Annotated in this window: 12 protein-coding genes; 3 read left to right on the top strand and 9 right to left on the bottom strand. The window is 69.6% G+C overall.

Features of this window, described 5'->3' with window-relative positions; genetic code table 11:
• Nucleotides 1-152: 152 nt before the first annotated feature.
• The 5 genes from BR39_RS0102235 to BR39_RS0102215 form a co-directional block, all read right to left on the bottom strand.
• Nucleotides 153-1,094 carry an aldo/keto reductase gene (locus BR39_RS0102235; RefSeq protein WP_029907391.1) on the bottom strand — a complete coding sequence of 314 codons (942 nt, stop codon included), beginning with the start codon at nucleotides 1,092-1,094 and terminating at the stop codon, nucleotides 153-155.
• A 63-nt stretch (nucleotides 1,095-1,157) separates the two neighbouring features.
• Complete coding sequence (locus BR39_RS0102230; RefSeq protein WP_029907390.1) at nucleotides 1,158-2,822, bottom strand: choline dehydrogenase; 1,665 nt, start codon at nucleotides 2,820-2,822, stop codon at nucleotides 1,158-1,160.
• A gap of 139 nt (nucleotides 2,823-2,961) precedes the next feature.
• Nucleotides 2,962-4,590 (bottom strand): ABC-F family ATP-binding cassette domain-containing protein, encoded by a 1,629-nt coding sequence (locus BR39_RS0102225; protein WP_029907389.1) that lies wholly within the window; start codon nucleotides 4,588-4,590, stop codon nucleotides 2,962-2,964.
• A 154-nt stretch (nucleotides 4,591-4,744) separates the two neighbouring features.
• Nucleotides 4,745-6,862, bottom strand: a complete 2,118-nt coding sequence (locus tag BR39_RS0102220) for an ATP-binding protein (protein WP_051695085.1) — start codon at nucleotides 6,860-6,862, stop codon at nucleotides 4,745-4,747.
• A gap of 57 nt (nucleotides 6,863-6,919) precedes the next feature.
• Nucleotides 6,920-7,390, bottom strand: a complete 471-nt coding sequence (locus tag BR39_RS0102215; protein ID WP_231499418.1) for a gamma carbonic anhydrase family protein — start codon at nucleotides 7,388-7,390, stop codon at nucleotides 6,920-6,922.
• A gap of 375 nt (nucleotides 7,391-7,765) precedes the next feature.
• Between BR39_RS0102215 and BR39_RS0102210 the strand changes: the two genes are divergently transcribed.
• Nucleotides 7,766-8,551, top strand: coding sequence for a PhoH family protein (locus BR39_RS0102210; protein WP_156035552.1), 786 nt, complete (start codon nucleotides 7,766-7,768; stop codon nucleotides 8,549-8,551).
• 128 nt (nucleotides 8,552-8,679) lie between these two features.
• Nucleotides 8,680-10,668 (top strand): OPT family oligopeptide transporter, encoded by a 1,989-nt coding sequence (locus BR39_RS0102205; RefSeq protein WP_029907385.1) that lies wholly within the window; start codon nucleotides 8,680-8,682, stop codon nucleotides 10,666-10,668.
• Between the two features lie 199 nt (nucleotides 10,669-10,867).
• On the opposite strand, the gene BR39_RS0102200 is transcribed toward BR39_RS0102205, so the two are convergent.
• The gene (locus BR39_RS0102200; protein WP_029907384.1) at nucleotides 10,868-11,551 is read right to left on the bottom strand and encodes a GNAT family N-acetyltransferase; all 684 of its coding nucleotides are present in this window, start codon (nucleotides 11,549-11,551) and stop codon (nucleotides 10,868-10,870) included.
• The gene (locus BR39_RS0102195; protein ID WP_029907383.1) at nucleotides 11,548-12,195 is read right to left on the bottom strand and encodes a TetR/AcrR family transcriptional regulator; all 648 of its coding nucleotides are present in this window, start codon (nucleotides 12,193-12,195) and stop codon (nucleotides 11,548-11,550) included. The genes BR39_RS0102200 and BR39_RS0102195 overlap by 4 nt, the downstream gene beginning before the upstream one ends.
• Before the next feature lie 69 nt (nucleotides 12,196-12,264).
• Here BR39_RS0102195 and BR39_RS0102190 point away from each other — a divergent pair, with 69 nt between their 5' ends.
• On the top strand, nucleotides 12,265-13,536 hold the full coding sequence (locus tag BR39_RS0102190; protein WP_029907382.1) for an MFS transporter: 1,272 nt from the start codon (nucleotides 12,265-12,267) through the stop codon (nucleotides 13,534-13,536).
• Here the strand turns inward: BR39_RS0102190 and BR39_RS0102185 are convergent.
• Both BR39_RS0102185 and BR39_RS25165 read right to left on the bottom strand, forming a co-directional pair.
• On the bottom strand, nucleotides 13,533-13,952 hold the full coding sequence (locus BR39_RS0102185; protein ID WP_029907381.1) for a type II toxin-antitoxin system VapC family toxin: 420 nt from the start codon (nucleotides 13,950-13,952) through the stop codon (nucleotides 13,533-13,535). The two genes, BR39_RS0102190 and BR39_RS0102185, sit on opposite strands and share 4 nt — an antisense overlap.
• Entirely contained in the window at nucleotides 13,952-14,230 is a 279-nt protein-coding gene (locus BR39_RS25165; RefSeq protein ID WP_051695082.1) for a type II toxin-antitoxin system Phd/YefM family antitoxin, read from the bottom strand. The genes BR39_RS0102185 and BR39_RS25165 overlap by 1 nt, the downstream gene beginning before the upstream one ends.
• Between the last annotated feature and the right edge of the window lie 43 nt (nucleotides 14,231-14,273).

Below are 14,273 nucleotides of genomic sequence, written 5' to 3'. Positions count from 1 at the left end.
GGGGACGGAAAGGACGGCGCGCCGGGGGGACGTGCCGGTGATGGGAAGGGGGCGCCGCAGGGCGACCCCTTCCCATTGGGGTTTGCAAAAAATCCGCTCATTCCGGCGAATGCCGGGATGCGCGACTATGGGGTTGGAATAAAGGCGCCAGGTCACTCCGCCGCGTTCAACGCCTCAACCACCTCGGCCGGCAGTTTCAGCCGGGCCGCGGCCATCAGTTCGTCCAGCTGCGCGACGCTGGTGGCGCTGGCGATCGGGGCGGTGATCGCCGGATGGGCCATGATCCAGGCCAGGGCCACCTGGGCCGGCGAGGCCGACACCGCCTTGGCCGCCGCGTCCAGCGCCGCCAGGACCCGCCTGCCCTTGTCGTTCCAGTAGTCGCGCAGGATGGTCCGCGAGCGGGCCTTGCCCTCCAGATCGGCGTCGGTGCGGTACTTGCCGGTCAGGAAGCCGGCGGCCAGGCCGTAATAGGGGATGATCCCCAGGCCCTCGCGCGCCGTCAGGGCCGCCAGTTCGCCCTCGACCTGGTCGCGGTCGAAGAGGTTGAACTTGGGCTGGATGGTCTCGTAGCGGGTCAGGCCCTGGGCGGCGCTGGTCGCCAGGCTCTCGCCCAGCCGCGCGGGGGTGAAGTTCGACGCGCCGACCGCCCGCACCTTGCCGGCCTTCACCAGCCGGTCGAAGGCCTCCAGCGTCTCCTCGATCGGGGTGTCGGCGTCATCCTGGTGCGACTGGTAGAGGTCGATGTAGTCGGTCTGCAGCCGCTTCAGCGAGCCCTCGACCGCCGCGACGATGTTGGCCGCCGACAGGCCCGGCTGGGCCGGCCACATGGCCACCTTGGTCAGGATCAGCACCTTGTCCCGCTTGCCGCCCGCTTTCAGCCAGCGGCCGATCACGCTTTCGGACTCCCCGCCCGTGTGGCCCGGGACCCAGGCCGAATAGACGTCGGCGGTGTCGACCGCGTTGAAGCCGCCGTCGACGAAGGCGTCGAGCAGGGCGTGCGAGGTGGCCTCGTCGGCGGTCCAGCCGAAGACGTTGCCGCCGAACACCAGCGGCGCGGTGGACAGGCCCGAGCGGCCCAAGGGACGTTGGTTCATGTGGAGCCTCTTAGCGGGGGCGGGGACACGCGCATGCGCGTGTCCCCCATCGTAGCACGACGCTTAAGCCGCCGCCGCCCGGCCGTCCTCGAACACCGGCGCGTCGATCGGCGCCAGGGTCGCCTTGCCCCGGATCAGGTCGGACGCGCGCTCGGCGATCATGATGGTCGGGGCGTTGGTGTTGCCGCCGATCAGGGTGGGCATGACCGAGGCGTCGATCACCCGCAGGCCCGAAAGCCCCTGCACGCGCAACTGGTCATCGACGACCGCCAGCGGATCGCCGGCCGCGCCCATCCGGCAGGTGCCGACCGGGTGGTAGATGGTCTCGGCCTTGGCCCGCACCCAGGCGTCGATCTCGGCGTCGGTCTTCACCCCGGCGCCCGGCGCGTACTCGGCCTCGCGATAGGGATCGAAGGCGGCCTGGGCCACCACGTCGCGGGCGATCTTCACGCCCTCGCGCACGGCCCGGCGGTCTTCCTCGGTCGCCAGGTAGTTGGCCAGGATGGTCGGGTCGTCGAACGGGTCGGCCGAGCGCAGGCCCACCTTGCCCCGGCTTTCCGGGCGAAGCTGGCAGACGTGCAGGGTGAAACCGTCCTTCTCGACCTGGACCTTGCCGTGGTCCTGCATGATCGCCAGCACGCCGTGGATCTGCAGGTCGGGCCGGTCGAGGTCGGTACGCGACTTCAGGAACGCGCCGCTCTCCAGGAACTGCTGCCGGCCCAGGCCCTTGCCCAGCAGCATGTAGGACAGGCCCGTGCTCAGCTTCTTCAGGCCCTTGTTGGCCGAATAGGCGGTCTGCAGGTTCTTGGTCGTCCACGACAGGCAGACGTCCAGGTGGTCCTGCAGGTTGGCGCCGACGCCCTTGCTCTCATGGACGACCGCGACGCCCTGGGCCTTCAGGTCGTCCGGGGCGCCGATGCCCGACAGCTGCAGGATGTGCGGCGACTGCACCGCCCCGGCGCTGAGCAGCACCTCGGCGTCGGCATGGGCCACGAGGCGCTCGGGGCTGGCCGCGACCACGTACTCGACGCCGATCGCCTTGCCCTTCTCGACCAGGATGCGGGTCGTGCGGGCCTCGGTCACGCAGGTCAGGTTCGGCCGGGTCAGGGCGGCCGTCAGATAGGCCGCCGCCGCGCTCCAGCGCTTGCCGTCGCGGATGGTCAGGTCGTAGGGGCCGAAGCCCTCCTGGCGATAGCCGTTGAAGTCCTTGGTCACCGCGTGGCCCGCCTGGCGGCCGGCCTCGATCAGGGCGGGATAGAACGGGCTCTTGGATTCGCCGTGCGAGACGTGCAGCGGACCCGCGTCGCCATGATAGGCGTCGCCGCCGCCGTGGTGGCTTTCCGAGCGCTTGAAGTAGGGCAGGACCTCGGCATAGGACCAGCCCGCCAGTCCCATCTGCCGCCACTGGTCGTAGTCGCGCGCATGGCCGCGGATATAGATCATGCCGTTGATGGCCGAGCTGCCGCCCAGGCCCTTGCCGCGAGGCCACCACAGCTTGCGGTCATTGAGGTGAGGCTCGGCCTCGGTCCAGAAACCCCAGTTCTGGTCGCCCTTGGCCTTGATCAACTCGCCGACGCCGGCGGGCATCTTGACCAGGATCGAGGTGTTCTTGCCGCCGGCCTCCAGCAGCAGGACCTTGACGTTGGGGTCCTCGGTCAGCCGCGCGGCCAGGACGCAGCCGGCCGAACCGGCGCCGATGATGACGTAGTCGTAGCGCGTGCTGGCCATGGCCCGACGTCGCCTCCCTGGAATGTTATCGTTGTTAAGCCAGAGAGTGACGCGGGTTTTGACGGCGGGCAAGGGGGACGCGGGGGAAGGCCCGCGCCGGGAGCCGACCCGTCCGGTCCGGCTCCCGGCGGTGAGGCCGCTAGCCGCCCGGGTGCAGCCCCGGCGCTTCCTGACCCGTGCGGGCGACATATTCCGTATAGCCGCCGCCGTACTGATGGACGCCCTCGGGCGTCAGCTCCAGCACGCGGTTCGACAGGGCCGCCAGGAAGTGGCGGTCGTGCGAGACGAAGAGCATGGTGCCCTCGAAGTCGGCCAAGGCCGCGACCAGCATCTCCTTGGTCGTCATGTCCAGGTGGTTGGTCGGCTCGTCCAGCACCAGCAGGTTCGGCGGATCGAACAGCATCTTGGCCATGACCAGGCGCGCCTTCTCGCCGCCGGACAGGACGCGGCAGGGCTTTTCGACGTCGTCGCCGGAGAAGCCGAAGCACCCCGCCAGGGTCCGCAGCGCGCCCTGGCCCGCCTGCGGGAACGAGCGCTCCAGCGACTCGAAGATCGTCTCTTCGCCGTCCAGCAGGTCCATGGAGTGCTGGGCGAAGTAACCCATCCTGACGCTGGCGCCGATGTTGACCGTGCCCTGGTCGGGCTTGGTGTCGCCGGCCACCAGCTTCAGCAGGGTCGACTTGCCGGCGCCGTTGGCGCCCAGGACGCACCAGCGTTCCTTGCGGCGCACCAGGAAATCCAGGCCCTCGTAGATCGACTGGGCGCCGTAGCCCTTGTGGACGTCGCGCAGGTTGATCACGTCCTCGCCCGACCGCGGCGGGCTCTGGAACTCGAACTGCACCGTCTGGCGGCGGCGCGGAGCCTCGACGCGTTCGATCTTGTCGAGCTTCTTGACCCGGCTCTGGACCTGGGCGGCGTGCGAGGCGCGCGCCTTGAACTTCTCGATGAACTTGATTTCCTTGGCCAGCATGGCCTGCTGACGCTCGTACTGCGCCTGGCGCTGCTGTTCGGTGAGCGCGCGCTGCTGGTCGTAGAAGTCCAGATCGCCCGAATAGGTGATCAGTTGGCCGGCGTCGATCTCGACCACCTTGCCGATGATGCGGTTCATGAAGGCGCGGTCGTGCGAGGTCATCAGCAGCGCGCCGTCGTAGTTCTTCAGGAAGGCCTCCAGCCAGATCAGGCTTTCCAGGTCCAGGTGGTTGGACGGTTCGTCCAGCAGCATGCCGTCGGGCCGCATCAGCAGGATGCGGGCCAGGGCCACGCGCATCTTCCAGCCGCCGGACAGCAGGCCGACGTCGCCGTCCATGCGCTCCTCGCTGAAGCTCAGGCCGGCCAGGACCTCGCGCGCCCGCGCTTCCAGCGCATAGCCGTCCAGTTCCTGGAAGCGCTCCAGCACCTCGCCATAGCGTTCCATGACGGCGTCCAGCTGGTCGGCCTGGTCCGGATCGACCATGGCCGCCTCCAGCGTCGCCATTTCGGCGGCCAGGGCGCTGACCGGGCCGACGCCGTCCATCACCGCGGCGACCGCGCTCTGGCCCGACATCTCGCCGACATCCTGGCTGAAATAGCCGATCTTCATGCCCGGATCGATCGTGACCAGCCCGTCGTCGGGCTGCTCCTGGCCGGTGATCATGCGGAACAGCGTGGTCTTGCCGGCGCCGTTCGGGCCGACGAGGCCGACCTTCTCACCCTTCTGGATGCCCATCGAGGCTTCGATGAACAGAATCTGGTGGCCGTTTTGCTTGGAGATGTTGTCGAGGCGGATCATGGGGCGGTCTGCTAACGCGGGCGGAAGCAGAACGCCAGCCTTGGAGCCGCACCAATTCCAGGCGCGATGATTGGGCGCACCGCCCCGGGGCCGGATGGGCGTCCAGGGCGGAGCCGTTCGTCAGATGCGCCGGGCACGGAAAAGCGGCGCCGCCTCAGCCCTCGCCGACACGCGCCCGGCCTTCCGGCTTCCGCTCTCCCGCCAGCGCCCGTCCCACCGCCGCCAGCAGGTCCTCGCGCCGGATCGGCTTGGCCACGTGGTCGTCCATGCCCGCCGCCCGGCACCGCGCGATCTGTTCGGGCAGGACGTCGGCGCTCAGGGCCACGATCGGCACGGCGCCGGGCGGACCGGGCAGGGCGCGGATGGCGCGGGCGGCGGCCAGGCCGTCCATGCCGGGCATGTGGACGTCCATCAGGATCAGGTCGAAGCCGCCCAGGCCGGCGGCCTCCAGGGCCTGGGCCCCGTCCTCGGCGGTGGAAACGTCGCAGCCGGCCAGGGTCAGCAGGGCGTGGCCCAGCTCGCGGTTCATCGGATGGTCGTCGACCAGCAGCACCCGGGCCGGGCGAGGGGGCTCCGGCTCGGCCGCCGGCGCGGCGAGGGCGGGGGCGGGGGCGGGCTTGGCCGCGACCTGGGCCGACAGGGCCACCCAGAACCGCGAACCGGCGCCCGGGGCGCTGTCGACGCCGATCTCGCCGCCCATCTGGGTGACCAGGGCCTTGCTGATCGCCAGGCCCAGGCCCGCGCCGCCGTAGCTGCGGCTGATGGAGCTGTCGGCCTGGCTGAAGCGGCGGAAGAGACGGGCCTGGACGTCGGGGGCGATGCCGATGCCGGTGTCGGCGACCTCGAACCGCAGATCGCCCGGCGCGGGGCCGAGGGTCAGGCGGGCCGTCACCCGGCCCTGGGCGGTGAACTTCAGCGCGTTGGCCAGCAGGTTCAGCAGCACCTGGCGCAGGCGGGTCTCGTCCAGGGCCAGCAGGGCGGCCTCGTCGCCGTCGCCCGTGGTCTCGACGTCCACGGTCAGGGCCAGGCCCTTGGCCTGGGCGGCGGGGGCGATGATGGCGACGGCGTCGCGCAGCAGGGCGGCGGGCGAGGCGGGCTCGGGCCGCAGGTCCAGCCGCCCGGCCTCGACCTTGGCGAAGTCCAGCAGGTCGCCGACGATCTCGGCCAGCGAGCGCCCGGCGCGCTCCACCAGGTCCAGGCGACGGCGGCTCTCGGCCGACAGGCCGGGATCATCGCCGACCAGGCCGGCGAAGCCGAGGATGCTGTTGAGCGGGGTGCGGATCTCGTGGCTGATCGTGGCCAAAAAGTCGCTCTTGGCCTGGTTGGCGGCCTGGGCCTTGGCCTGGGCGGCGCGGGCGGTGGCCTGGCGGCGGACCAGCAGGGCCTGGAGGCGGGCCTGGCGGCTGAGGGCGAGGGCGGCGGCCAGGCACACGGCGTAGAGCACCAGATGGAAGATCTGGGCCTGCCGCAGCAGGGGCACGGCGGCCGCGGGGTCCATTCCGGTCTTGTACAGGATCGCCGGGATGGTCGCGGCCAGGGAGCCGGTCACCAGCACGGCGGCCGCGCGCGGTCCGCCGCGGAACACCGCCAGCAGGGCCGGGGCGAACAGCAGCACCTGCAGGGCGGTGTCGGCGGTGAACACGGTCACGGCGGTGACCAGCACCAGCATCAGGACCAGCAGCGATTCCGACAGGCTGACGCGGAAGCTGTCGCGGTGGCGGCGGTCGAACAGGATCAGCAGGGTGGGCAGGGCGATGGCCACGCCCAGCACGTTGGAGGTGGTCCATTCGCTCCAGGCGCGCCAGAACGGGCCGTGGAAGCTCAACGACAGCAGGCCGTTGACGACGACCGAGCTGATCGCGGTGAAGCCGGTCGAGGCGGCCATCAGGGCCAGGAAGCCGCGCATCGAGCGCACGCGGATCGGCAGGCGCGTCAGGCGCAGGACCGCCGCGGTCGCCGCGGTCTGCAGGATGTCGAGCGCCGTGATGGTCAGCACGAACCGGGGCGAGTCGCCGACCGCCAGCTCCATGGCCACGTGCACGACGGCGGTCAGGGCCAGCAGGGCCAGGCCCTGCCGGCGGCTGAGCAGCAGCAGGCCGCCGATCAGCACGGCGTTGGCGGTCCAGATGGTGGGGATGCGCTGGGCGGCGCCGGCCAGGAACAGGCTGTAGGCCATGCACCCGGCGTAGGCGAGCGTCAGGACCGCCAGGCGTCGATGCGCCGGATTCCACACTCGTCTCGGGCTGGCCGCCATGCGCTGTCCCCACGCCATGGCCCGACCATGCTCCTAAACCGTCGGTATTTTATTAAGTCGGGTGCCCGACGGATCTCAGTCGATCCGCGTCAGCTCGGCCCGATAGCGCTTCCAGTTCTCGACATAGTGCAGGGCCGAGGCTTGGAGGATCGCCGCGTGGCCCTCGCCGATCTCGCGGACCACCTTGCCGGGCGCGCCCATGACCATCGAGTTGTCGGGGATCTCCTTGCCCTCGGTGATCAGGGCCCCGGCGCCGATCAGGCAGTTCTTCCCGATCTTCGCGCCGTTCAGGATGATCGAGCCGATGCCGATCAGCGAGCCGTCGCCGATCGTGCAGCCGTGAAGCATGACCATGTGGCCGATTGTCACGTTCGCGCCGATGGTCAGCGGGCTGCCGATGTCGGTGTGCAGTACTGAGCCGTCCTGGACGTTGCTGTTCTCGCCGATCTCAATGGGATCGTTGTCTCCGCGAACTATTGCGCCCCACCAGACGCTGGAGTTCTTCCGCATGATGACGTTTCCCATCACCGAGGCACTGGGCGCGATCCAATATTCGCCTTCCGGCGGCAGCGAAGGATTTGCGGCGCCCAAGGAATAGACAGTCATCCGTACACCTCGTGTTCTAAAATCGAGCAAGGGCTTAACGGCTCATAAACCATGCTCGCCCCATTGTATTTGTGCGATTCGAGGGGGAACACTCCCACATCGGGAGTCATTCTTCTCGTATCCGAGCCGCGCTCGATCGCCGAACGCGGCCTCCCGGTAACGGAGACCTTGGGTGTCGGTTTTGGGGTTTGGGCGTTCATCACCGCCTTCGGGGGCAAGCTCCGAACCGCCCGGCCGCGCTCGCGTCTTCGTTTCTCTCCTCCCCACCTGCTCCAAGGACGTCGCCCTTCGGCCACGTCCTTTTTTCATGCCTGAATGGAGGCTTACATGACCAAGCGAGCTCTCAAGCGGATGGTGCGCGAAGGCGCGAATGATGCTGGCCGTTACGACGACGACGCCAAGGTGCGCCGCCTGCCGGTGGAGCATCGCCACGCTTGGTCGCCGCTGGGCAATCCAGGGCATGAGGACCGGGACCAGAGTTACCTCAAAACGATCAAACCCAAATCGCCCGGTCAGGCGGGCCTGATCGAGGCGATCGACAGCAAGAACCTGATCATGGCCCTGGGCCCGGCCGGCACCGGCAAGACCTACATCGCCATCGCCAAGGCCGTGGAGGCCCTGGAGGCCGGCAAGGTCGGCCGCATCGTGCTGTCGCGCCCCGCCGTCGAGGCCGGCGAGTCGATCGGCTACCTGCCGGGCGACATGGAGGACAAGCTGGCCCCGTATCTGCGCCCGCTCTACGACGCGCTCAGCGACCGCCTGTCGGTCAAGCGCATGCGGGCGCTGATGGCCGAGGGCGCCATCGAGATCGCCCCGGTCGGCTTCATGCGCGGCCGCACGCTGAACAACGCCTTCGTGGTGATCGACGAGGCCCAGAACTGCACCTACATGCAGCTGAAGATGCTGCTGACCCGCCTGGGCTGGAACTCGACCATGGTGGTCACGGGCGACCCGAACCAGTCGGACCTGCTGCCGGGCATCTCGGGCCTGGCCGAGGTGTCGGCCAAGTTCGAGCCGGTCGAGAACATCGCGGTGGTCCGCCTGGCCGACCGCGACATCGTCCGCCATCCGCTGGTCGCGGAAATGCTGGGCGTGCTCTGAACCTGTTCCCTGAAAAGGGATTTCAAGGGTAACGCCAGCCCGCAAAACGCGAAAATGCGGAACAAGGCTTGAGTTTGGGGCGGTCGGACGTGCAAGGTCCGGCCGCCTTAACTGTTTTGGGACCCTTCATGACGTCCGACGCCGCCGCGACTCCCCGATCGGAGATCACCCTCCGAGGGGTCCTTCTCGGGATCGCCATCACCTTGGTCTTCACCGCCGCCCAGGTCTATCTGGGCCTGAAGGTGGGCCTGACCTTCGCCACCTCGATCCCCGCCGCGGTCATCTCGATGGCCCTGCTGCGCGCCTTCAAGACCGCGACGATCCAGGAAAACAACATCGTCCAGACCATCGCCTCGGCGGCGGGCACCCTGTCGTCGGTGATCTTCGTGCTGCCCGGCCTGCTGATGATCGGCTGGTGGGCCCACGTGCCGTTCCTGACCACCTTCGGCGCCTGCCTGGTCGGCGGGGTGCTGGGGGTGATGTACACCATCCCCCTGCGCCGGGCCCTGGTCACCAATTCCGACCTGCCCTACCCGGAAGGCGTCGCCGCCGCCGAGGTGCTGAAGGTCGGCACCGGCTCGCGCGCGGGCGCCGCCGAAGGGCAGAAGGGCCTGGTGGCCGTGGTGCTGGGCACCGTCGCCTCGGCCCTGTTCGCCGCCCTGGCCGCCGCCAAGATCTTCGCGGCCGAGGTCGCGGGCTACTTCAAGGCCGGGGCCGGCGCGACCGGCCTGGGCGCTTCCAGCTCGCTGGCCCTGATGGGCGCGGGCCACCTGATGGGCATCACCGTCGGCGTCGCCATGTTCGCCGGCCTGGCCATCGCCTGGGGCGTGCTGGTGCCGGTCATGACCAGCCTGCACCCCATGCCCGACGTCGACGTCGCCAAGCACGCCCTGACCGTCTGGAAGACCGAAGTGCGGTTCATGGGCGCGGGCGTCATCGGCGCCGCCGCCATCTGGACCCTGGGCAAGCTGGCCCTGCCGATCTGGTCGGGCCTGGTCTCGGCCTTCGAGGCCAACAAGGTCCGCAAGTCGGGCGGCGGCGACATCCCCCGCACCGAGCAGGACATCCCGATCGGCATCGTCGGCGTCGTCTCGCTGGTCCTGCTGGCCCCGGCCGGCTGGTTCCTGGCCCACTTCCTGACCGGCGGCCCGATCACCAGCCTGGCCGCGCCGCTGGTGGCCATCGGCATCGGCTACGTCCTGGTGGCCGGCCTGCTGGCCGCCGCCGTCTGCGGCTACATGGCCGGCCTGATCGGCTCGTCCAACAGCCCGGTCTCGGGCATCGCCATCCTGACCGTGCTGGGCGCCTCGCTGATGGTCGGCATCGTCGGCCGCGGCGTGATCGGCCCGGACATCGCCAAGGCCCTGGTCGCCTACGCCCTCTACGTCACCACCATGGTGCTGGCCGTGGCCGTGGTCGCCAACGACAACCTGCAGGACCTGAAGACCGGCCAGCTGGTCGACGCCACGCCGTGGAAGCAGCAGGTGGCCCTGATCATCGGCGTCGTCGCCGGCGCCATCGTCATCCCCTTCGTGCTGGAGCTGCTGAACCAGTCGAACGGCTTCTCGGGCGCGGCCAACCTGTCGACCGTGGCCGGCGCCAAGCCGCTGGACGCGCCGCAGGCGACCCTGATCTCGACCCTGGCCAAGGGCGTGATCGGCCATGACCTGAACTGGAGCCTGCTGGGCTACGGCGCCCTGATCGGCGTGGGCCTGGTCATCATCGACATCGTCCTGCGCCGCGCCAGCAACGGCCGCTTCAGCCTGCCGCCCCTGGGCGTGGGCCTGGCCATCTACCTGCCCAGCGCCGTGACCGCCCCGGTGGTGGTCGGCGCCGTGATCGGCTGGGTCTACGACAAGCTGGTCGACAAGGACCGCAACGGCGAGGCCGCCAAGCGCCTGGGCGTGCTGATCGCCTCGGGCTTCATCGTCGGCGAGAGCCTGTTCAACGTGGCCCTGGCCGGCCTGATCGTCGCCACCCAGAAGCCCGGCCCGCTGGAGGTGCCCTTCGCGCCCTCCGAGCACCTGGGCATGATCTTCGCCCTGGTCGCCGCAGCGGTCGTGGTGTTCGCGCTGTACGGCTGGGCGCGGAAATCGGCGGAGCAGATCGAGGCGTGATCGCGCCGATCTAGGCGGACAAGGGACCCGGAGGGCGAGCGCCTTCCGGGTCCTTTTGTTTGTCCAATGCTCCGCTCATCCCGGCGAATGCCGGGACCCAGATGGAATGGCGGTGTGGCTGAGGCCAAGAGCGCCGAGCCTATCCAGTCAGCTTCCCAGTTCTCGGATCTGGGTCCCGGCATTCGCCGGGATGAGCGGATTATAGGGGAGCCAGCACCGTCAGCACCTGCTCGCACCGGAACCGGAAGCCCAGCGCCTCGTACAGCGCGATGGCGCCCTTGTTGTCGGCGTAGCTGTGCAGGAACGGGGTCTCGCCGCGTTCGACCATCTTGCCGGCCACGTGCAGCATCAGCGTCGCGGCGTAGCCCCTGCCGCGATGATCGGGGTGGGCGCAGACGCCGCTGACCTCGGTGAAGCCGTCGGGCCGCATGCGCTCGCCGGCCATGGCCACCAGCTTGCCGTCCACCTTCACCCCGACGAACCCGCCCAACTCGTGGGTGCGCGAGAAGAACGGGCCGGGCGCGGTCAGGGTGGCCAGGGCCAGCATCTCCGGCGCGTCGGCGTCGGTCAGGGGCAGGATGTCGAAGGCGGCGGGCTTGGGCGCGGCCAGTTTCTCGGCGACCATCTGCCAGCACAGGGCGCTCTTGACGACCGTGGTCCCCGGGACCGGCGGCGGATCGAACCGCTCGACCAGCCCGACCTCGCCGCCATGGGCGCGGACCAGCCGGCCCAGGGCCTCCAGGCTCCCGGGCGCGTCGTCCGCCGTCGCGGCGAACAGGCCGAAGTCCGGATGCACCCGCAGGGCGGTCCCGTCGCGCAGCGCCAGATGCGACTGACGGCCCGTGAAGGCGGACCAGACAGGGCGGTCGAGGGGATGGCTCATCCTTGCTCACTTGGGGAGCAATACGCCCCGATCAACGCCTTCACCGCCCCGACCACGGCCAGGGCGGGCTTGTCGTCGTCGTCGAACATCTGGCTGGAGGTGAACACCCCCTCGACCAGCAGCATCATGGCGTCGCCCAGGGCGGCGGGGTCGGACGCGCCCATCTCGCCGGCCTTGGCCCGCAGCCGCGCGCGCAGGTCCTGCTTGTGGACCTGGGCCACCGCCCGGCCGGCGTGGTCGCGGTCCGGATACTCGACCACGGCGTTGCTGAGCGCGCAGCCGCGATAGTCCGCGCCGCCCGACCGCGCCGCCAGGCCTTCGAAGAAGGCCACCATCTGGGCCTTGGGATCGTCGGGGAACGCCGTCTCGGCCGAATCGAAGCGGCCCCAGAACCCCACCTCGACCTCGCGCAGCACGGCGGCCACCAGATCGTCCTTGGACTTGAAGCCGCGATAGAGGCTGGGCTTGGTCACCCCGGCCCGGGTGACGATCTCGTCCACGCCCACGGCGCGGATGCCCTCGCGATAGAACAGGTCCCGCGCGGTCTCGAAGATGCGCTCGGCGGCGCGCGCCCCCGGACCGTAGGGGTGCTCGGGCCCTTCCAAGGGTTTTGGGGCGGAGGTTTTTTCGTCGAATTTCGTCATGGCGCTTGACGATGTTACTTACCGGTACGTATGCAAGGCGACAAGCCCCGTACCGATCGGTTACATCGCATGCAGATTCTTCGTCGCACCCTCGGAAACCGCTACGCCTTCGTCGTGGCCGCCGCGACCTTCCTGGCCCTGCTGTCGGCCGCCGGCCTCCGCGCCGCGCCCGGCGTGCTGATCCTGCCGCTGGAGAAGGCCTTCCACTGGGACCGCGGCTCGATCTCCCTGGCCGCCGGGATCGGCATCTTCCTCTACGGCCTGACCGGACCGTTCGCGGCGGCGCTGATGCAGTCGTTCGGCGTGCGGCGCACGATCAGCCTGGCCCTGCTGCTGATGGCGGTGTCCACCGGGTTGTCGGCCTTCATGACCCAGAGCTGGCAGTACGTGGCCACCTGGGGCGTGATGGCGGGCGTCGGCAGCGGGGCGGTGGCCATGGTGCTGGGCGCGACCATCGTCAATCGCTGGTTCGTCCAGCGGCGCGGCCTGATGCTGGGCCTGCTGACGGCGGCGACGGCCACCGGCTCGCTGATCTTCCTGCCGGCCATGGCCTGGATCGCCGACCATGGCGGCTGGCGGCCGGTGGTGCTGACCGTGGCCGCCGTCGCCGCGATCATGGCCCCGATCTGCTGGCTGCTGATCCCCGAAAGCCCCGACGCCATCGGCCAGCGCCCGTTCGGCGCGCCCGACGACTGGACCCCGCCGCCCAAGGGCTCGGCGTCCAACGCCCTGGCCGCCGCCTTCGGCGCCCTGCACCGGGCCAGCAAGACCCGCACCTTCTGGCTGCTGTTCGGCGGCTTCTTCATCTGCGGCCTGACCACCAACGGCCTGATCGGCGTGCACATGATCGCCTTCTGCGGCGACCGGGGCCTGCCCGAGGTCAAGGCCGCGGGTCTGCTGGCGCTGATGGGGCTGTTCGACCTGTTCGGCACCACGGCCTCGGGCTGGCTGACCGACCGCTACGATCCGCGCAAGCTGCTGTTCGTCTACTACGCCCTGCGCGGGCTCTCGCTGATCTACCTGCCGTTCTCAGACTTCTCGCTGATGAGCCTGTCGGTCTTCGCGGTGTTCTACGGCCTGGACTGGATCGCCACGGTGCCGCCGACCGTGCGCCTGGCCACCGAGGCGTTCGGCGATCGCGACGGGCCCATCGTGTTCGGCTGGATCGGCGCGGGCCACCAGCTGGGCGCGGCGACGGCCGCGATCGGCGCGGGCGTGATCCGCGCGCAGCAGGGGCAGTACATGGAGGCGTTCGTCATCGCCGGGGCGGCGGGGCTGCTGGCCGCCGGGGCGTCGCTGATGGTGCGTCGGGGGATGGTCGCGGAGGCGACCGCCGGCTAATCCGCGTCCCACGGATTGAACACCGGCCCGCTCCAGGCTTCGAAGTCACGGACGTTGCGAGTCGCCAGGGTGAGGCCGTGGACCTCCGCCGTAGCGGCGATGAACGCGTCGTTCGCGGGCATGGTCCGCCGATCGTTCTCGGCCGAACGGCGGAGGCGCGCTTGCGCCATGGCGACCTGCGCGTCGACGGGCAGCATGCGTTCGCCAAAATCGACGATCACGCTGCCGAGCCAATGGCGCAGGCTGTCGGCCTTTCGGCCCGCGGGAAGTCTTTCAATGCCGTAGTTCGCCTCGGCCAGGCTGATGACGCTGGCGAACAGCGTCGAACGGGATTGCGCACCCAGCCATCGGGTCACCGAGAGATGCGGCGTCAGTTTGGTGGAATCCGACAGGACGTTCGTGTCGAGCAGAAACATCAGAACTCGATCACCCGCCCCGGATCCGGGTCACGGGTGAACAGTCGCGCGTGTTCTTCGTCGCTGAGAACGCGGTAGCGAGGATCGAGCCAGCTGGGGGGCGGCTTGGCGGTGTTGGCTTCCGCCTCGCTGAGCCGTCGGTAGTCCTCCGCCGAGAGGACGACGGCGGCGTCCTTGCCGTTCTTGGTAAGGTGTTGAGGGCCCTGGGTCTTGGCCCGTTCGACCACTTCGCTCAACTTGGCCTTCGCGTCGGCCAGACTCCAGGTTCCATCGGGCATGACGCCCTCCAATGACCACTTCGACCGAAAGATAGTCAAAGTG

This window comes from Caulobacter sp. UNC358MFTsu5.1 (assembly GCF_000712075.1).
Taxonomy (GTDB): Bacteria; Pseudomonadota; Alphaproteobacteria; order Caulobacterales; family Caulobacteraceae; genus Caulobacter.
This window is presented reverse-complemented; position numbering and strand designations above follow the sequence as displayed.